The sequence below is a fragment of the Massilimicrobiota sp. SW1139 genome (genome assembly GCF_012027715.1).
Classification (GTDB): domain Bacteria; phylum Bacillota_I; class Bacilli_A; order Erysipelotrichales; family Coprobacillaceae; genus Allocoprobacillus; species Allocoprobacillus merdigallinarum.
In genome coordinates, this window is the sequence record NZ_SJOR01000005.1 from 21,648 (window position 1) to 41,926 (window position 20,279).

Annotated in this window: 19 protein-coding genes; 7 read left to right on the forward strand and 12 right to left on the reverse strand. The window is 31.1% G+C overall.

Annotation, left to right across the window (positions count from 1 at the left end; all coding sequences use genetic code 11):
* The 4 genes from E0K96_RS04400 to E0K96_RS04415 all read right to left on the reverse strand — a co-directional run bounded on the left by E0K96_RS04400 (position 1) and on the right by E0K96_RS04415 (position 4,976).
* Positions 1 to 942 (reverse strand): glycyl-radical enzyme activating protein, encoded by a 942-nt coding sequence (locus E0K96_RS04400; RefSeq protein WP_224759503.1) that lies wholly within the window; start codon positions 940 to 942, stop codon positions 1 to 3.
* Positions 905 to 3,253, reverse strand: coding sequence for a glycyl radical protein (locus E0K96_RS04405; RefSeq protein ID WP_168081479.1), 2,349 nt, complete (start codon positions 3,251 to 3,253; stop codon positions 905 to 907). Before E0K96_RS04405 ends, E0K96_RS04400 begins: the two co-directional genes overlap by 38 nt.
* A 9-nt stretch (positions 3,254 to 3,262) precedes the next feature.
* Positions 3,263 to 4,024 carry a DeoR/GlpR family DNA-binding transcription regulator gene (locus E0K96_RS04410; protein ID WP_087936537.1) on the reverse strand — a complete coding sequence of 254 codons (762 nt, stop codon included), beginning with the start codon at positions 4,022 to 4,024 and terminating at the stop codon, positions 3,263 to 3,265.
* Between the two features lie 97 nt (positions 4,025 to 4,121).
* Complete coding sequence (locus tag E0K96_RS04415) at positions 4,122 to 4,976, reverse strand: zinc ribbon domain-containing protein (RefSeq protein ID WP_168081481.1); 855 nt, start codon at positions 4,974 to 4,976, stop codon at positions 4,122 to 4,124.
* 287 nt (positions 4,977 to 5,263) lie between these two features.
* Here E0K96_RS04415 and E0K96_RS04420 point away from each other — a divergent pair, with 287 nt between their 5' ends.
* Positions 5,264 to 5,539 (forward strand): type II toxin-antitoxin system Phd/YefM family antitoxin, encoded by a 276-nt coding sequence (locus E0K96_RS04420; protein ID WP_168081483.1) that lies wholly within the window; start codon positions 5,264 to 5,266, stop codon positions 5,537 to 5,539.
* Positions 5,539 to 5,856 carry a type II toxin-antitoxin system RelE/ParE family toxin gene (locus E0K96_RS04425; RefSeq protein WP_168081485.1) on the forward strand — a complete coding sequence of 106 codons (318 nt, stop codon included), beginning with the start codon at positions 5,539 to 5,541 and terminating at the stop codon, positions 5,854 to 5,856. The genes E0K96_RS04420 and E0K96_RS04425 overlap by 1 nt, the downstream gene beginning before the upstream one ends.
* Positions 5,857 to 5,958: 102 nt before the next feature.
* Here E0K96_RS04425 and rsmG read toward each other — a convergent pair whose 3' ends face one another.
* Positions 5,959 to 6,663 (reverse strand): 16S rRNA (guanine(527)-N(7))-methyltransferase RsmG, encoded by a 705-nt coding sequence (rsmG, locus tag E0K96_RS04430; protein WP_168081487.1) that lies wholly within the window; start codon positions 6,661 to 6,663, stop codon positions 5,959 to 5,961.
* 9 nt (positions 6,664 to 6,672) lie between these two features.
* On the reverse strand, positions 6,673 to 8,526 hold the full coding sequence (gene mnmG / locus E0K96_RS04435) for a tRNA uridine-5-carboxymethylaminomethyl(34) synthesis enzyme MnmG (RefSeq protein ID WP_168081489.1): 1,854 nt from the start codon (positions 8,524 to 8,526) through the stop codon (positions 6,673 to 6,675).
* Between the two features lie 162 nt (positions 8,527 to 8,688).
* Between mnmG and E0K96_RS04440 the strand changes: the two genes are divergently transcribed.
* A complete protein-coding gene (locus tag E0K96_RS04440) occupies positions 8,689 to 9,066 on the forward strand; it encodes a CoA-binding protein (protein ID WP_087244617.1) in 378 nt (125 codons plus the stop codon).
* Between the two features lie 23 nt (positions 9,067 to 9,089).
* On the opposite strand, the gene E0K96_RS04445 is transcribed toward E0K96_RS04440, so the two are convergent.
* Positions 9,090 to 9,623 (reverse strand): hypothetical protein, encoded by a 534-nt coding sequence (locus E0K96_RS04445; protein ID WP_168081491.1) that lies wholly within the window; start codon positions 9,621 to 9,623, stop codon positions 9,090 to 9,092.
* A gap of 192 nt (positions 9,624 to 9,815) precedes the next feature.
* Between E0K96_RS04445 and E0K96_RS04450 the strand changes: the two genes are divergently transcribed.
* The 3 genes from E0K96_RS04450 to E0K96_RS04460 all read left to right on the forward strand — a co-directional run bounded on the left by E0K96_RS04450 (position 9,816) and on the right by E0K96_RS04460 (position 13,573).
* On the forward strand, positions 9,816 to 11,273 hold the full coding sequence (locus E0K96_RS04450) for a PstS family phosphate ABC transporter substrate-binding protein (protein ID WP_240924430.1): 1,458 nt from the start codon (positions 9,816 to 9,818) through the stop codon (positions 11,271 to 11,273).
* Positions 11,274 to 11,289: 16 nt separating this feature from the next.
* Complete coding sequence (locus E0K96_RS04455; RefSeq protein ID WP_168081492.1) at positions 11,290 to 11,826, forward strand: hypothetical protein; 537 nt, start codon at positions 11,290 to 11,292, stop codon at positions 11,824 to 11,826.
* Between the two features lie 148 nt (positions 11,827 to 11,974).
* Entirely contained in the window at positions 11,975 to 13,573 is a 1,599-nt protein-coding gene (locus E0K96_RS04460) for a potassium/proton antiporter (protein WP_168081493.1), read from the forward strand.
* A gap of 47 nt (positions 13,574 to 13,620) precedes the next feature.
* On the opposite strand, the gene E0K96_RS04465 is transcribed toward E0K96_RS04460, so the two are convergent.
* The gene (locus E0K96_RS04465; RefSeq protein ID WP_168081495.1) at positions 13,621 to 14,937 is read right to left on the reverse strand and encodes a 6-phospho-beta-glucosidase; all 1,317 of its coding nucleotides are present in this window, start codon (positions 14,935 to 14,937) and stop codon (positions 13,621 to 13,623) included.
* The gene (gene nagB, locus E0K96_RS04470; protein ID WP_168081497.1) at positions 14,924 to 15,673 is read right to left on the reverse strand and encodes a glucosamine-6-phosphate deaminase; all 750 of its coding nucleotides are present in this window, start codon (positions 15,671 to 15,673) and stop codon (positions 14,924 to 14,926) included. Before nagB ends, E0K96_RS04465 begins: the two co-directional genes overlap by 14 nt.
* 289 nt (positions 15,674 to 15,962) lie before the next feature.
* Here nagB and E0K96_RS04475 point away from each other — a divergent pair, with 289 nt between their 5' ends.
* Entirely contained in the window at positions 15,963 to 17,432 is a 1,470-nt protein-coding gene (locus E0K96_RS04475) for a family 1 glycosylhydrolase (protein ID WP_168081499.1), read from the forward strand.
* Positions 17,433 to 17,467: 35 nt separating this feature from the next.
* Here the strand turns inward: E0K96_RS04475 and E0K96_RS04480 are convergent, their stop codons facing one another.
* The 3 genes from E0K96_RS04480 to E0K96_RS04490 are packed head-to-tail and all read right to left on the reverse strand — an operon-like array spanning position 17,468 to position 20,244.
* Positions 17,468 to 18,862 carry a CotH kinase family protein gene (locus E0K96_RS04480; protein WP_168081501.1) on the reverse strand — a complete coding sequence of 465 codons (1,395 nt, stop codon included), beginning with the start codon at positions 18,860 to 18,862 and terminating at the stop codon, positions 17,468 to 17,470.
* 3 nt (positions 18,863 to 18,865) lie between these two features.
* On the reverse strand, positions 18,866 to 19,537 hold the full coding sequence (locus E0K96_RS04485; protein WP_168081503.1) for a DUF4956 domain-containing protein: 672 nt from the start codon (positions 19,535 to 19,537) through the stop codon (positions 18,866 to 18,868).
* Between the two features lie 14 nt (positions 19,538 to 19,551).
* Entirely contained in the window at positions 19,552 to 20,244 is a 693-nt protein-coding gene (locus tag E0K96_RS04490) for a polyphosphate polymerase domain-containing protein (RefSeq protein WP_168081505.1), read from the reverse strand.
* Positions 20,245 to 20,279: the final 35 nt, after the last annotated feature.

Sequence of the window (20,279 nt, forward strand, 5' to 3'; positions counted from 1 at the left end):
TTATTCTTTGATTAAATTTTTGATACCATTTTGATAAACAATTTGATAAAATGTTTCCATTTCTTCATCTGTTAATTTCTTATATTTTGAATCAATCCCATAATCAAAATCAACCCACTCATATTTAGCAGATGCCAAGGGATTATAATTGAGTAATTCATATTGGACATCTGGATAAATATGCGATAAAAATTGACTAATAGATTGAATATTTTGTTCTGTCGCAGTGATTTGAGGAATCAATGGTGTCCTGATAATCACTTTATGTCTATGTTCACTTTCTAAGACATATTGAATATGTTTTTTGATTGTTGATAATGAACCTCCAACATACTTTTGATGCATATCTTCATCATTGATTTTTAAATCAATATAAATCTGATCAAGATATGGTAATGCTTTTTGAATGAAATCTAATGACGTATAAAGTGTTGTTTCAATGGCAGTGTGAATATGTTGTTGGTGACAACGTTTCAAAATATCAATTAAGAACTCTCCCTGCATAAATGGTTCTCCACCAGAAAAAGTTACTCCACCACTATCACGATAAAAAACACGATCAGACTCAATTTCTTTCATCAGCATATCAACATCATAATATTGACTGTCATAACGAATTGCAGCCGATGGACAGACATGAATTAATTGATCAAAATTTCCTTGATAATCTTTATTAAAATAAGGTCTATCATTTTGATAAATCATTTGTCCTGCTTTTGCATACTTTTCACAACAGCGACAATGTATACAATTGTTTTGAAAATAAACAGGTTGTCTTTGTGGTGATATACCCTCGGGATTTTGACACCATATACAATGAAGGGGACAGCCTTTAAAGAAAATGGTTGTTCTAATACCATCCCCATCATGTACAGCAAATCTTTTAATATCAAACACTAATGCTTTAGATGTTGTCATATGTTGTCCTTTCAATGATTTCATCCTGTAATTTATGCGCTAACTCTACAAAATAAGCTGTATATCCTGCCACGCGTATTGTTAATGATTTATGAAGTTGAGGACGAACCTGGGCATCTTCGAGATCTTCACGTCTGACAACATTGAACTGAATATGTGGAACTTTTAAATCAACAAAAGCTCTTAAAAAGTTTTCAAATTTGTTCATTCCATTTTTTGTTTCAAAAAACTCTGGTAAAAACTTCATATTCAATAAGCCACCATTTGTTGTCAAACTATTGTTTAAACGTGATACTGATTTTAAAACTGCTGTTGGCCCTTTCAAATCACGTCCATAAACAGGTGACATACCCCCATCAGCTAATGGCGTTAAAGCATTTCTTCCATCAGGAGAAGCACCAACATTTTCTCCCATTGGAACATGAGCTGAAACTGTATACATACCTGTATGATATGGGCCACCACGATAATTCGTATAATCTTTCATTCTTGATCTAAAATACTCAGCCCATTTAGCTCCTAAACGATCAACCCATTCTACATCATTTCCATATTTAGGCACTTTATTTAACAACATTGTCTGAATGATTTCATATCCTTTAAAATCTGATTGTAAGGCTGCTAGTAATTCCTTAGCATCAATAACCTGATCATCATAAACCAATTGTTTCATGGCAGCCAAAGAATCCGCCAAATTTGCGATTTGAATCATTTGAATACCAGATAGATTATATTTAGCTCCACCTTTTGTGACATCTAAACCATTTTCTAGACAATCGTCAATAACTGATGATAAGAAAGCTGTTGGTAAACAATCTTGATGAGCTTTTTCAACGATGACTTCACATTGCATCATCTTGTCTATAAAGTAATCAATTTGTTGTTGAAAGGCTTTTTCTAAATCTTCAAATGTCTGATAAGTATCCAATCCTCCTAGATTCAATCCAATCTGTTCATCTGTCAATAAACACTTGCCATGATTCAATGTCAATTCCAAAGCTTTATTCAAATTAAACATAGCTGCATCAGACCAACCTAAATTGTTGCCATGTGTTGTTAATTCTACACAACCTACAATTGCATAATTTAAAGCATCTTTCTTTTCAATACCTAGTTCCATTAACGCATGAACAATGGCTTCATCATTAAAGAATTGTGGCATACCACTTCCTTTGGATACAACCTCAATGGCTTTTTGCATCAGCTCATGAGAACTATTGCGATTTAAACGTACTGATAAATTCGGTTGTGGTAGTCCTAAATCATATTGGCACTGTAAACAAAGTAAAGAAAGCTCATTATAGGTGTCATTACCATTTTCATCCTCGCCCCCAATCGCAATATTAAATCCAATGGGGAATCCTGCAAAATATTTGGCACTATTTTGATTACGTAAATAAACGATCTGATTAAATTTTAACCATAAACATTCTAAGATGTCTAAAGCATCTTCCATAGATATCTTTCCTGATTCTATATCTTTTTGATAATAAGGATATAAGTATTGATCCATTCTTCCTGGAGAAAAAGAAGACGCATTAGATTCCATATGCAATAGGACGAATAAAAACCATAAGGATTGCACAGCTTCATGGAATGTTTCAGGTGGACGTTTTGTGAGATTTAAACAATTGTTTGCGACTGTTCTTAAAGATTGTTGATAAGGTTCTTCCACTTCATCAATATTTTCCATAATCATATCATGATATCTTTTCATAAATGTACAGGCACCCTGCATAACCAGAACAACACATTCATAAAACTCTTTTTGTGATTCCTCACATGTCTTTAATTTTTCTTGAGCCTGATTCATGATTCCTAATGGTCCCATCTTTAACCATAATGCGCTGTCAGGACAAATATGACCTTGAGCATGATCTTTTTGATTGATTTTTACAACCTTAGCAATACTTTGAATTTCCTGACCGCCATGATGTTTAATGACATCTTCCATTGATTTTCCTTTCCAATAAGGATAAATCTTTTCCCTAAATTCTTGAATATCTTCTTCTTTTACATGAAACTGATCTTGTGGTCGAGTTGGTAATGTTTCAAATTCGTTGTTGACCCATGAACATCCACTTTCTGGAAAAACAACACCATATCTTACACCCTTTGTACGATTACCAACAATTAACTCTTCTTTTTCAAAGCCTATTTCCAATTCTTCCATAGCTGCTTTTAAAGATAAGGCTCTTTTTTTAGGAATAGATAAATGTTCATTTTCCTGATAAACACGTGTAATAATACGTGCCTGTTCAATAGATGCATAACGTGGTGCTGATAACATTTTATCTTTTAAGATTTGAATTCTTTGACTCATTAATTTTTCCATAGCTTCCTCCTATATGATATCTATGTCATACTCTTTGATATATTTTTGATCATCTTTATTTAAAGAACCCGCTACAATCATGCCATCTAAATCTTCTAAGTTTCCATAGATAAATTGACCATCTTCTCTTCGTTTTCTTTCTTCACATACAATATAATTCATTTGACTTTGTTTCATAACAGCCTGTTTCATCAAACCATCTTCCACATAATAAGTAGAAATCTTTCCATGATTCATATCAACACCTACAACACCTAGAAACGCCTTATCAATCTTAAAATTTTGAATCATCTGCACAGATAATCCTCCCCAGAAACCATCTCTTTCCTTATTCAGTTCACCGCCAATAAAAATAACAGATATGTTTTTATTATGTCTTAAAATATCTAAAATCTCTATCATATTGGTGATGACATTAAGCGTTAATGTCGACTGATTTAACAGTTTAGCGACCTCTACATGCGTTCTTGAGATATCCAGAAAAATAGTATCCTGATTTTTTAATAATGAAATGACTTTATCAGCAATGACTATACGTTCTTCATTATTCATATCTTTACGTTGTAAACTGCTATACAAATGAGGATTCGTACGAATACTCATGGCTCCACCATATGTCTTTTTTAATAATCCTTTTTTCTCTAAGACCGCCAAATCTTTACGTATACAATCTTCTGTAACCTGATATTTCAAACTTAAATCTTTGACTTTAACACTGCCTGATTGATTCACCTGTTCAACAATATCATCCTGTCTTTCCTTCGCAAACATTCTCATCCTCCTTTATTAGTATTTATTGTTTAATCTTATTATATATTATTTTTTATTGTTTTCAATACATTTTCTCATTGTGAAAATAAAAAAGACATTAGTTATCACCAATGTCCTGTCCTAAAGATAAATAAATGAAATATTCATCATCAATTCCATAAGATTCACTCAAATAAATGCTTTCATCATCCTTATAATCACTCACAACAAAACGTGTATTATCATCTTCATCAACTTTTAATTTTGATTTATATTCCTCAATAGCTCCAAAAATATCAATATTAAACTTTTCATTAATCTTTTCTATCTGTGCTTGATCTAAATTGAGGTCATTTTCTCTAATCGTTCCTTGATTATTCCATGATAATGTTATAGATTGATGATAAGGTTCCTGATTTTGAAAATTAATAGAAGCTGTTAAACTTATCACATTATCTGTTCCATATACATTAACATAGGCACTATAATTGTCTTCATATATATCATAACTTTCAGAAACATCAACATCCATCAATAAATCATCACTAAAGAAAGACTTTAAATCATTTTCATAATCCAGTGCCAACTGCAAAGTTCCATCATCATCTCCATTATCAATACCTTCCTGTAAAGATTCTCCACTAAACTCTGTATAATTATGGCTATTATAATCACTTACGATATTCCCAATAAAAACAGCTGCTACCTGACCAATAACAATCAATGCCACTATAAAAATAATGTATTTTCTAAAAGTAGATGCTTTTGTTCGTTGAGAACGATCACGTGATTTTTCTCTACGTGGTATATAAAAATTTTTATTACGTTTTGGTTTAAAAACTTCTGGCTCTGGATAATTTGCAGATGTTGCCTGCGTATGAGTCGCTGTTGAACTGTGTCTAACACGATAGCCACAATTTGGACACCTATCTGCTCCCGGTGGTATTTTTGTATCACATACATCACAACGCATAATGATTTCCCCTTTCCCCTTTAGATTTCTATACTTTTATTATAATTGTTTATAAGTCAAAATAGAAGAAAAGTTTACATATTTAGATAATTAATCATCTATGAAGTTGTTATTTGTAAATATTAAATCTTTTCTTCTCACGATCTATCCAAATCAATGAAACAATCACATCAATAAATCATAACCATGATAAACAACACTATTTTCTCTATCATTTTATATTTATATATATATTTATGTATAAATATATATATAAATATGATATATTATAAATGAGGTGATTTATTATGGGACATATTACAATTAGACCAATATCTGATTTGAGAACGAAATTAACTGAAATATCAAAAGAGATACATGAAAGCAACCAGCCTATTTATCTAACAAAGAATGGATATGGAGACATGGTTCTCATGAGTATGGAGGCTTATCAAGAAATGATTGAAAACAATGAAATATATTTAAAAATGAAAGAAGCGGAAATTTATGCTGAATTAAATACTAAACGATTAAGCCATGAAGAAGTATTTAATAACTTGCATGAATTCATTGATAGTCTTTAATGAATGAATACAAAATAGAATATTTACAATTATTTAAAGACGATTTGAATGATATTGTAAAATATATCACATTAAAACTTGATAATAAACCTGCAGCTCATAAATTAGTCAATGAAATACAAAAGAAAATAGAACTATTAAAAACAAATCCAGAAATTTATCAATATTACGATTTTATAAAACCACTCAAAAAACAATATAGATATTTTATAGTAGGGAATTATATTGTATTTTATGGTGTAGATAAAAAAACGAAGGTTGTATCTATATATAGAATCTTATACAATAAGACAAATATGAATAATGCTATAAAATAGTTCATATATCCCCTCAATCAGCTTTATATCATATAAAGCTGATTTTTATTATATAAAAGCTTATCAAATCATCATGTACGAAAAAACGCATCAACTGATGCGTTATAATGGTTTCTTTTTAATTCTACTAAAATCTCTAGGGTATTTGGATGGAGTATTCTTCACTTTATGTATATAGATGTTACAACGATGATCGTTTTCATCTGTTAATGTGAAGCTTTCCTGCCTCATGACTTTTCCACCTAATTTTTCTATACCCTGCATAGCTTCCTGTAGTTCTTCTTGAGCTTTTAATCCTTTTAAAGTTATAAAATCTCCATCAACTTTCACTAAAGGTAAGCATAATTCATCTAAAATATTTAATCTAGCGACTGCTCTTGCTGTCACAATATCAAATGCTTCACGATGTTTAACTGCATATTCTTCAGCTCTCGCACTTATAGCATTAACATCTTTTAAATCTAAAACTTGGATTAAATGTTTTAAAAATGTAATACGCTTTGAAAGCGAATCAACTATAGTGACTTTTAATTCTGGATAGACAATCTTTAAAGGAATAGAGGGGAAACCTGCGCCTGCTCCTACATCACATAAAGATTGATTGGACAAAGCATAATCAAATGAAATCGTTAATGAATCATAGAAATGTTTCAAATAAACATCTTCTTTTTGAGTAATGGCAGTTAAATTCATTTTTTGATTCCATTCAACTAATGTTTGATAATAAAGTTCAAACTGTTCAAGTTGTTTTGATGTTAAAGTGATACCTTTATCTAAAAGGGCTTGTATAAATTGTTCCTGATTCATATATACCTCTTAATAATGTTGTTTTAAATAGATCAACAAGACTGAAATATCAGCTGGATTGATTCCTGAAATACGTGATGCCTGAGCAATTGTGACTGGTCGAATTTCAGATAATTTTTGTTTAGCTTCTAAAGAAAGATTTAAAACATCTTCATAATCAATATCTTGAGGAATATGTTTTTCTTCCATTTTTCGTTGTTTTTCTACTTGTCTTAAAGTCTTATCAATATATCCCTTATATTTAATTAAAATAGTCACTCTTTTTTCTTCTTCTAAAGTTAAATGTGCATCTTCTATATAGGGTTTTAATTTCTGATAATCCATCTCAGGTCTTTGGAGTAAAACTTTTGCACTAATTCCTTCTTTTAAAGGTGTTGAACCTAATGCAACCAATAATTCATTAATGTCATGTTTTGGTGTAAAACGAATAGTATCTAGTCTTTCAATTTCAGTATGAATATGATTCATCTTTTCCAAATAAGCCTGATAAACTTCCTCTCTAACAAGACCTGCATCATATCCATATTGTCTTAATCTTTCATCCGCATTATCATGTCTTAATAATAAACGATATTCAGCACGTGATGTTAACATACGATAGGGTTCTTTTGTTCCTTTTGTAACCAAATCATCAATCATAACACCAATATAAGCCTCATTTCTTTTTAAAATTAATGGTTCTTCATGATTGATTGTCTTAACAGCATTAATACCTGCCATTAATCCTTGAGCTGCTGCTTCTTCATAACCACTTGTTCCATTGATTTGTCCTGCTGTAAAAAGATTTTTAATCACTTTTGTTTCTAATGATGGCCATAATTGTAATGGATCAATTGCATCATATTCTATCGCATAAGCATATTTTAAAATCTGACAGTTTTCCAATCCTGGAATCGTACGTATCATTTGTTCTTGAATATCATGAGGCATGGATGTTGAAAAACCTTGAACATAAATGGTATTCATTTCTTTGGATTCTGGTTCTAAGAAAATCTGATGTTGTGGTTTATCAGAAAATTTCACAACTTTATCTTCAATAGAAGGACAATATCTTGGTCCTATTCCTTTGACAATCCCAGAATACATACTACATCTTGATAAATTATCTTTAATAATTTGATGTGTTGTTTCATTTGTATATGTTAAATAACAAGGAGTTTGTTTTTCAATAGGAACAAATGTTGTTGTTTCATAACTAAATGCAAGAGGTTCGTCAGTGCCTGGCTGTAATTGTGTTTTTGAATAATCCACACTGTTGATTTCTACTCTTGGAGGTGTTCCTGTTTTCAGTCTTTGAATACGGAAGCCTAAATCTCTCAGTTGATCAGATAAATACAATGATGGCTTTTCCTGATCAGGTCCACTTGGTGTCTTTTGATCTCCAACCATGACTTCAGCTTTTAAATAAGTTCCTGTTGTTAAAATGACAGTTTGTCCCTCATAAGCTGTGCCATCAGCTAAAGTCACTCCTTTGACTGTCTGATTTTCAATGATTAATCCTTCAACCATAGCTTCTATGATATCTAAGTTTTCCTGTTGTTTTAAGACATTTTGCATATAACGTGGATAGGCTTTTTTATCTGCCTGAGCACGTAATGATTGGACTCCTGGTCCTTTGGCCGTATTTAACATCTTCATTTGCAAGTATGTCGCATCCGTTGTTTTCCCCATCTGACCACCTAAAGCATCTATCTCTCTGACAATAATTCCTTTTGCTGGTCCACCGATAGAAGTATTACAAGGCATAGATCCGACATTTTCAAAATTCGATGTCACTAACAATGTTTTCTTCCCTATTCTTGACGTAGCTAAACATGCTTCAATTCCTGCATGTCCTCCTCCTACAACAATGACATCATACATTTTCCCTCACACTCCTTTAATCTGTTTCATCTTAGCACAAAATATTCATATTATCAAATTGAATTATTCATACATTCTTAATAGATAAAACTTTTAGGTATCTTGAAGTTTTGTTGCGCATAAAATGAAGCATATGCTATAATACTTTTGAGGTGAAAACTTATGAATCCTAAAGACATATTAGAAAAATATTATCATTTTGCAGTTGTAGGAGTCACTCCTAATCAAGAAAAATACGGTTATAAAATCTTTAAGCGTTTATTAGAAAAGGGATATCAGACTTATGGTGTATCCCCTATCTATCAAAATATAGATGATTATCATATTTATCCTCATTTAGAGGCTATTGATCACCCTATTGATGTTGTGGTTTTTGTGGTCAATCCAAAATATGCCTATGATTACATTGATGAAATGTCTGGCATTGGTATTCGTTATGCATGGATGCAACCAGGAACATATGATGATCAATTATTACAATATATGAAAGATCAAGGCATTACACCTATTCTTGCCTGTATCTTAGTTGAAACAGAGTAAATCAGTTTAAAAACTGATTTTTTTTATAACTCATTTTGTATAACTTGATGATTTTGGTCATATAAAGTCCAATCATCTATATGACAGGAAGACCCATCTAACATATAAATGTCAAGGATATGGGAATCATTGATTTCTTTTTCATAAATCTTTCCATCATTCACAAAAGAATATTGAGAAGCATTTTGTTTATTCTTCCCATAAACAACAATAATAGCCTGATTAGAATCTGCATAATTGAAAGTATCTATGTCCTTGAAAGAAGAACTCTCTCCCCATAATTGATAGTTATTCATCCATAAATTCTGAACACTTTCATAAATAAGCAAATGGCTTTGAGCTTGATCATCTTGATAAACTATAAAATACAAATTATCCTGATATTTTACTTTTTCAATTGTTTCAAAATGACGATCTCTTTTTGATATATCTTGAATAAGATAACTATAAAAATCTTGTGGCTGATGTCGCATAATCATGACAAGACATCCAATAATGATAAGCAATAATAAAAAAATATACATATTCAAATACTTTTTCAAATGATTCATAAACATGTGTAAATCTCCTTATAAAAAACCTTTCCATTCTTATTCATTTTATATCATGTCATAATCCACCTGGCTTTGCGATTTGTTAATATGAAGTTTAAGTTAATTTTATGTAAAATAAAAAATATGTTTTCATCATCATATTTCCATTAATCGTACACATCTTTATATTATAATAAAAGTAGGAAGGTGAGTCTTATGAAACAATATTTATATTACTTTTTTTCACGTTACATCTTACTTTATTTTTTTCTCTCTATAGCTGCTATTGGATTTATGTATGCACCTGAACTTTATCCTCCTATCATGATTCTCTTTTTATGGATTTACACATTTATGCTCAAAAGAAAAAACAATCTTCAAAAAGACTATTTTCTTTTTCAAGCTTTCCTTGTTCTATTGATTTCAATAGCTCTATGTATTTCTTTTATTCTTTCTCAAGGTTATTTATCTTCTCCCTACTGGAATATCTTCTATATTATTACCCTTCCTTTTAGTCCATTGATTTTATCCTCTACGACTTTTGGAAATTACTCCGTTGTTTTTATCAGTCCTATTATCATTCTTCTTGCCCATTTCATTTTCATTTACGCTATGACAAAACCTCAAATCCAAACACGTCGTATCACTATATGGTCATTAGTCATGATAATAACAACAACGACCAGTCTGTACATTTACCAGAATAGCCCTTCTCAAAAATTTAAGGGCGGACATGATTTTGACTACATGAATGGTTATTCCAGCACTGATTTATCTCAATTCTATCCTTACACAGAAAATAGCCAGCTTGTAGAGCTTCAAGAACCAAGTACTTTTACTATTGAAAATGAAAAAGATATGCCTATTCTTGATGGGGCTGAAGCCTGTTATCCTGTCTACAGTGCCATTGCGAAAGCTGTCTATAAAGATATTGATCAGATAGAAAAGGCCTATAGTGAAACAGAAAACTACAATTATTATAATACCAATGGCAAAATTGTCACATTCACCAATACATCTGTAGGTTATACACGTTTAATCAATGGTGAAGTTGATATGTTCTTTGGAGCCAAACCATCAAAGTCACAATTAGACGAGGCTAGAGAGGCTGGTGTTGAATTTGAATATACACCTATTGGTCAGGAAGCTTTTGTATTCTTTGTTAATGAGGATAATCCTGTCTCTCATTTATCAACTCAACAGATTAAAGATATCTATCATGGCGATATTACAAACTGGCAGGAAGTTGGTGGACAAAACAAAGACATTCTCGCTTTTCAAAGACCTGAAAGATCTGGCAGTCAATCTATGATGACCCATTTCATGGGAGATGTTTCATTAAAGGAACCTCTTCAATATGAATATGTTTCAGCAATGACTGGTATTATTACTGATACAGCCCAATATAATGGTGAAAAAGATGCCATTGGATATACATTTAGATACTTTTTAGAAGGGCTTCATCAAGAACAAAATGTAAAAATATTATCTGTTGATGGTGTTGAGCCAACGACTGAAAATATTAAAAATCAGACATATCCTATATCTACTTATTTATATTGTGTGACTTTAAAATCAAATCAAAAAGAAAATGTTAAAAAATTAAAAGACTATCTTCTCTCTTCACAGGGACAATATATTATTGAAAAAACAGGTTATTGTGCATTAAATTAGAAAAGGAGTTCCATTCATGAAAAAAGTAATCAGTTTATCACTTTTGGTCATCATTATGATAATCATCTTTCTATTTTGTTTAAGTCCAATAACAAAGGATTCGATGACACATGTTGCAAAAGAAGACACACTATATTCCAACGCCTTAGACTATGTCATATCCAAACAAAAGAATGCTTCTTATAATAAAGATAAGGAAGACTATCATATTTTTACAGATTATATTCCTTATGGTATTGAAGAAACAGGTCATTATCAACATATCTTTATGTGGATACATTTAGAAAGTTTCTATGTTTTGAATGATGAACTTATTCAAGATGAAAGCTTTTCTATTCCTTATAAAATCACTTACAAAGATAACCAGGTCATTCAATGTGAAACGCCTGAAAGCGGAAATCTTTATATTGATTCTATTCAAAGGCTATTTCCACCTCAAATACAAAATCATATCTTAAATCACTCATCCCATTCATTTGATTTAAGTCAACAAATTCAAGAACACTATGCTTATCTTCCTTCACCAGATATAGCTCATACTGTCTGTTATTAAGCTTACTATAACGAACAGTTTAAAACTTATTGATGAATAAAATCTTTGTATAGTATTTATTCTCTATACAAAGATTTTCGTTTTCCCATCTTTTGTTATTATGGGATACACAAATATATGATATAGTTTGGAAAAAGGAGATGATGCGATGGATTTATATTTTGTATTAGTTGGATGTGTTATTCTTATATGTATTTTATTAAATCGTTTTTTAGATAAATTGGCTATTCCTTCTCTTTTATTTTTTATTCTTTTAGGAATGCTTTTAGGTGAAAATGGTATTTTAGGTGTTGTTTTTAATGATTATCAGATTGCCGAAATGATTTGTTCAACCAGTTTGATATTCATCATGTTCTTTGGTGGTTTTGGAACCAATTTGAAAGTAGCCAAACCAGTAATTGTCAAATCTATTGTCTTATCAACACTGGGTGTCTTATTAACAGCATTGCTGGTTGCGGGATTTGTTTATTATGTTTTAGATTTATCATGGTTACAGAGTTTATTAATTGGATCCGTCATTTCTTCTACTGATGCAACATCTGTCTTTAATATTTTACGTTCTCGTCATTTATCTTTAAAGTATGGAACAGACTCATTATTAGAAATTGAATCAGGATCGAATGACCCAGTTTCATATATGTTAACAATATCTGTGATTATGATTATGACAGGACAAAACATATCTTTACCAGTTATGATTTTTCAACAAATTATCTTTGGTTTATTATGTGGTTTTTGTATTGGAAAAATCATAGTGAAAATTTTAAATGAAGTTCATGTCAATGAAAGCTATGAAAATACAGTTATTATTTTTGCGAGTAGTATTATCACTTATGCTTTTTCTAATCTGATTGGTGGAAATGGATATTTAAGTGTTTATATTTGTGGCATCATTTTAGGTAATAGTTATATTCCCCATAAAAAAGACATGGTTCATTTTTATGAAACTCTTACAAAAATGGCACAAGTCTTAATCTTCTTTTTATTAGGATTACTTGTCACACCATCCGAACTTCCAGAAGTTATTATTCCTGCCATTTTGATTATGATTTTCTTAACATTTGTAGCTCGTCCTTTATCTATTTCTGTACTCCTTGGTATGTTTCGTTCACCATTGCGACAAATGGCCGTTGTATCATGGGCAGGATTAAGAGGTGTTGCATCAATCGTCTTTGCGATATACACTGTGCTTTATCAAGTTGATTTACCATTTGATTTATTTAATCTTGTCTTTTGTATTGTCTTATTTTCACTTTCTATTCAGGGCTCACTTCTACCATGGATTTCAAAGAAATGTCATATGATTAACCCACAAGTTGATATATTACGTACATTTAATGATTATCAGGAAGATAATGATATGTGTTTTGTGAAAATGAAAATAGGTCATAATCATCATTTTAAAAACCTGAAGCTTAAAGATATTAATGCTGATGATTTGTTAGTTATTTTAATCGCAAGAGATCACCAAACTTTGATTCCTAATGGTGATACAGAAATATTAGAAGGAGATTTACTTGTTTTAGCCGCAAAGCAATTTGAAAACAGAGAAAACATTCGTTTAGATGAAACCCATATTCATTCATCACATAAATGGAAAGACAAGCTTGTTAAGGATATTTCTTTACCTGCTAAACAGTTAATTATCATGATTCAAAGAAATCATCAATCTATTATCCCTAATGGAACAACGCCTATCTTAGAAAATGATATTCTTGTGACAATTGAAACACAGGATGAAATATAAACATAGAAAAAGACTTCAAAATTCAATTGTTTGAAGTCTTTTTATTATTATTTATAAAATTGAGGTAGGTATTTTTTATGGGCTTCTAGCATTTCATCTAATATCTTTTTAGCAGTGATTTCACTTTGAATAAGAGGGTTAATTGTCATCGCAACTAAAGCATCATCATAATTTCCACTTAGTGCAACATTTGTTGTTAAAATTTCAAAAGCTTTTAACTGATGAATTAAACCAACTGTTTGTAAAGGAAGCTCTCCGACTGGGATAGGAACAGGTCCATCTTTTGTGATTTTACAGCTCACTTCTACCACAACATCATCAGGCATATTAGAAATAGCACCTTTATTTAATGTATCAACAACTTGTATATCACCTTTATCATTATATAATGACGAAATCAAGTTGCAGGCTGCATCACTATAATATGCTCCACCACGTTGTTCCAATTCTTTTGGTTTCACATCAAGATTTTCATCTTTATATTTTTCAAATAATTCTTTTTCAACCTTTTTAACAACTTGTGCTCGACATTGTCCTTTTGCAGCATCTTCCTGACAATGTTCTAACATTTGTTGTTTTTGTAAGTAATAGCGTAAATATCCAATACCTAAATATCCATAACTATTTAAAAATTCATTTGACCAAGGTATATCTACAATATTTTTCAAAGATTCACTATTTCCCTGATCAATCATTGTTTCAATCAATTTTCGATTCGCATTTTCTCCATTCAATGTAATATCTAATGCATAAATCATATGATTGATACCACCGATTTTAACATCTAATTCATCATTGTCTTGAACATTTAAAATATGTTCAATATCTTTAATCATATTCACTGGTCCATTACATAAACCAATAAATTTCTTCCATCCTGTATGTCTAAAGACTGCTTCAGCATTAATTCCTGATGGATTCGTAAATGAAATAATCCATGCATTTGGACATAATTTTTCACAATCTTTAATAATATCAAAGATAACAGGTATTGTTCTTAAAGCTTTAAACATACCTCCTGGACCATTTGTTTCTTGTCCAATGACACCATATTTTAAAGGAATCAGTTCATCTTTTTCTCTCGCATCTAATTGCCCAACTCTAAATTGAGTTGTAACAAAATCAGCACCTTTCAAAGCTTCCTGACGATCAAGAGTCATATAAATCTTCATAGGGATTCCTGCTTTTTTCACCATTCTTTTTGCAAGATTTCCTACAATTTCCAACTTATGTTTTCCTTCTTCAATATCAACAAGCCATAATTCTCTAACAGGTAATTCATCATATCTTTTGATAAATCCTTCAATCAGTTCAGGTGTATATGAAGAACCTCCACCAATTGTTACAATTTTAACGCTTTTCATAATCTTCCTCCTTCAATTGACTCGCTGCACTTCTATCAAGGCAGACAATCACATTTGGATGTCTTTGAATAATAGAGCTAGGGAAATCTGAAGTCACTTCACCATAAATCATTCTTTTCACTAAATCAGCTTTCTTTTGTCCCTTAGCCATCATGATCAGTTGTTTTGCTTTCATGATTGTACCAATTCCCTGTGTGACACCTTGTGTAGGAACCTCTTCAATATGATCAAATCCATAATCAAGTGAACTTTCTATAGATTCCTGATGTAAATCCACAACATGACATGCTCCATCAAGTGGACTTCCTGGCTCATTATAAGCAATGTGTCCATCCATACCTATACCCAATATTTGAATATCAATAGGATTTTGTTCAATCAATGTTTCATATCTTTGACATTCCTCATCCATATCTTCTTTTGAACCATTTAATGCGTGGATATTTTCTGGCAAGATATCAATGTGAGAAAAAAGTTCATTTTTCATTGCTAAAGCAAAACTACGTGGATGTTCAGGTTTCAATCCAACATACTCATCTAGATTAAAGGCTTGTACATTTTGAAAACTTACTTTTTTATTTTGGTAGCTATCAATAAAATATTGATAAACACCTAATGGTGTTGAACCAGTCGCAAAACCAATTGTTGCTTGATCATGTTGTCGAATAAAATCACATATTGTCTCTCCTACATAAGCATCAAGATGCTCCTCTTTTTCAAAGACAAGAATTTTCATTTTAAATCCTCCTATTTTATAACTCTCTTCTCACATTAATAGTAACATGATTAAAGACGAGAATATACAAAAAAACAAATTTTAATTAATTCTTAATCCCATATCTTTTAAAGCATATTCTTAGACAACTTTTAATAAAAAAACCTAAATACCTTTTCTATATAAATTGACTTTATGACTTATTTATGAAGTTTAATATTGTAAAAGGCATATATATACATTCTTTTTAAGTATTTGTTTTTTTCATCATTCACTATTACAATATAAAGTATAAGGAGGAATATGAGATATGAGTTTTCAGGAGAATTTTTTATGGGGTGGTGCGATTGCTGCTAATCAGGCTGAAGGTGCATGGAACGAAGATGGCCGTGGACCAGCCAAAACAGATGTCACAACAGGTGGCTCTGTGAAAGAACCAAGATATGTGACATTTATTGATAAGGATGGAAAACCTGGTAAAGTCATCAATGGTCAACCTATCCCTGAAGGAGCAAAGTATGCTGTTTTAGATGATTATTATTACCCTAATCATGATGGTGTAGATTTTTATCATCATTATAAAGAAGATATTGCAATGTTGGCTGAGATGGGCTTTAAAATGTTTAGACTTTCTATTTCATGGTCACGTTTATATTCTCATGGTGATGAAGATCAACCTAATCCAAAAGGTGTTGAATTCTATCGTTCTGTTTTTATGGAATGTAAAAAACATAGTATTGAACCATTAGTGACAATCTGGCATTTTGATACACCATTATATTTAGAAGAACATTATGGTGGATGGAACAATCGTCAGCTTATTGATTTCTATGTGCGTTTTGCGACAACTTGTTTTAAAGAATATCAAGGGTTAGTGAAATACTGGCTCACATTTAATGAAATCAATAACACAATTATGATGTTAAATCTTTTTGGAAATCATGCTGGAGATAAAGAACATCAACAAGGTTATCAACAACTTCATTATCAATTTGTTGCAAGTGCAAAAGCGGTTCAGATTGGTCATGAAATTGATCCAAACAATATGATTGGATGTATGATTTGTGGCATTACATTTTATCCAGGAACATGTGATCCTCAAGATATTATGGCGAATCGCCATATGTGGGAAAAGAGTATTTTCTATTGTGGAGATGTTCAATGTAAAGGAAAATATCCAACTTTTGCGAAAAGATTATGGAATGAACATCATGTTCAATTAGATATCACTGAACAAGATTTAGAAGATTTAAGAAATGGTTGTGTAGATATGTATACATTCTCTTATTATATGTCTTCTATTGAAACAACACATGAAACAGATGATATGGTTTCTGGTAACTTTGCTGCGGGAGCTAGAAATCCTTATTTAACATATTCTGATTGGGGTTGGGCACAAGATCCTTTAGGTTTACGTTATTATCTTGAAATGATTTATGACCGTTATGAAAAACCAATCATGGTTGTCGAAAATGGATTAGGTGCTTATGATACATTAGAAGAAGATGGAAGTATTCATGATGATTACCGCATTGATTATTTAAGAGATCATATCAAAGAAATGGGTAAAGCTATTGATAATGGTGTGAATTTGATTGGATATACAACTTGGGGATGTATTGATCTTGTCAGTGCTGGAACTGGTGAAATGAGAAAACGTTATGGATTTATTTATGTAGATAAAGATGATCAAGGTCAAGGCACTTATAATCGCTATAGAAAAGATTCTTTCTATTGGTATAAAAAAGTCATTGAAAGTCATGGTCAGGATTTAGATTAAACAAAAGGGTGTACTCAAAACAAAGAGTACACCTTTTATGTATATAAATCTGGAATTTCTCCCATATCTTCCAAATGAATATGAGAAGCATCAATTCTTACAATAGATTCATCCTGTTGGGCAATTGTGGAAGGTAATGTTCCATTGAGTTGTCCTCTCACACTTTGCGCTCTTAACTGACAGAACTCTTGAAATGTTTCTACCCCTAAAAGATAATCCTGATACGAACAAAATGCAGTCGGATCTTTTTGAATATAAGAATCAATCATTTTTGTTGTATCTTTAACTTTCTTTTCAAAATACCCACTTTCAAAATATTCACTTATGAATTGATCAAAGTATTCGTGGTACTGTTGATAATATTCATCATGTAGCATCACATGATGATACAATGGTCTGTTTAACATGACTTCTTTGGTATATGGCGTATTTATTGGAAAATTCACATATTGCGTTGTATCATTGCTGGGATTTGGCATTCCTAATGCATAAGTTCCATAAGCCAAATTATAATCCCAAGGAAGCATTGAAATCATGCCATCTTCTTCATATAAGAAATAATTATGTCCTGTTGGACCCAGATAGCTATCTAAATTTACCACAAAGACCTGTACAACAAAATATCTTAATACTTCATCAATATTGACAGCTTTGGTTAAATCTTTATTTTCATCTAATATTTTAAGTGATTGAATTAATCTTTCTTTATCTTCTCTATCAATATCAAATTTCGCATTATCAAAAAGGTTAGGATAAGATTCAATACGGTCATCAATATATTGAAGTGCTAAATCCTTATTAGCTGCATAAACATCTGTATATCCAGGTTTATATAATATGCCATAATCTTTTCCAAAATGTCTTCTTGCGAAAGCTTCTTCTGGCTCTTCGATTGCTAGAAAGAGGCCCCAATCCTGTTGATTGATTGTCACCCAAACATAACTTGTTAATGGTGTGGGAACTCCCATAAAAGACATCATATCATAAGTCATATAATTTTTAAGATAGGCATTATCTTGAAAAGAACAGTCTAAAGTAAACTTATCTAATCCATAATAATGATAATTTTCATCATAATGATCAAACTCTATTTTAAGACTAAAACGATCTAATTGATACCTGTCAATCAGTTCTAATGAATTATGCCCCTTAACCCTTAATCCAACCATATCAAATTTTTCTCCATCAATCGTTATGGTACAGACATGATAGTCTTTATTTGCTGCCTGATCAAAAAAAGATTCCGGATTATCTAATTCAATATCAATCGTATGAACACGTTGATTATCAAATAGCTTATTCATATATGGTGGAGATGTGTGGGCTGGTTCAATTCCCCAATGATCAAAAAACATAAAGCCAATCGTAAATATAAGTGATATACAGATACAAACAATGACAATGCCATCAATATACTTACTTTTTATCATAATCTAATTCATATAATCTCCATTATAAGAAACCATCACAGTATAAAGAATGCCTTCCTTCTTGGATAATTCATTGATAAAAAGTGTTTCCTGCTGCTTAAGTCTCACTTCATAATTTAATTCTATACAATCTGGCTTTATACTTTTACTTTTCAAAGAACAGGCATCTACATGTCTTTGAATAAATTCCATAGCCATCTGTTCGTGATCTGTATTATCACAATGGACAACTAAAATATAGGGCTTTTGAATATTCTTTTGATTTGAAAAAACAATCAGTATGATTCCTATAAAAAGACTTCCAATGACTGCTAGTGGAATAAGTCCTGCTGCCAAAACAATTCCCACCGCAATACTCCAGAAGAGAAAAGCTATATCCATAGGTTCTTTAATGGCTGTACGAAATCTGACAATAGAAAGTGCCCCAACCATTCCTAAAGATAAAATAATATTACTTGTGATTGCTAAAATAACAAGTGTTGTAATCATTGTCAATGCAATAAGCGTTGTCGCAAAGCTTGACGAATACATCAATCCACTATAACTTTTCTTATAAACAAAGAAAATAAACAATCCCAATGTAAAAGCTAAAACAAGTGCAATACCCATATCTAATAATGTCACTGCATTGACATTTTCTAAAAAATTTGATTTAAAAATATCCTGAAAACTCATCCTTCCCCTTCTTTCTACCAATCCATCATGCGACATTGCGCAAATTTTGAATATGATGATGTTTTTTGTGAAATACCTTGTACTGACATTTTCACAATTTCAGGTAAAAATTCATTATATTTCACTTCTAAGATATAATGATTGTCAATTGGTATTCCATGTTTAAGATTTAAGAAATCCTTTTTATTTTGATATGTACAAAGATGATGGTCAATGGTTAATCGAACACGTGATATTTCATAGACATATGCCTGTCTTTGATAAGAAACAATTACACTTGGCTGTAATAATTTTCCTTTGATTTGACTGTAAAAGTCTATCATTAACGGATTTTCACTTTTCAATAGAAAATCAACTTCTCCATTTAAAATATCTTGAACCTGTTCAACAGATAGACGTGCTGTTTGTTTGGCACATAATCCATTATGTTTGATTTTCTTTTCTAAACGTATAAAACTTAAATCATGATTATAATAACGAATGCGAAATTTCTCTCTTTGAGACACACCAGCCAGTTTTTCTTTTAAAGCCTGGTCATAAGGTGTATCAAAATAGAGACTATGCACATGATAAAAGCCATCTTTTTGACTATATTTGTCTTGTTGAAATAAGACATCAAAGCGACTCGTTAATATTTGAGCTTCCAGTGGATTGATTCTATGTTTCATTTCATGTCGATAAGTGACTGGCTGATACTCAAAAATCATATTTTATCCTCCCCTAGCTGATAAAATGGAACTGA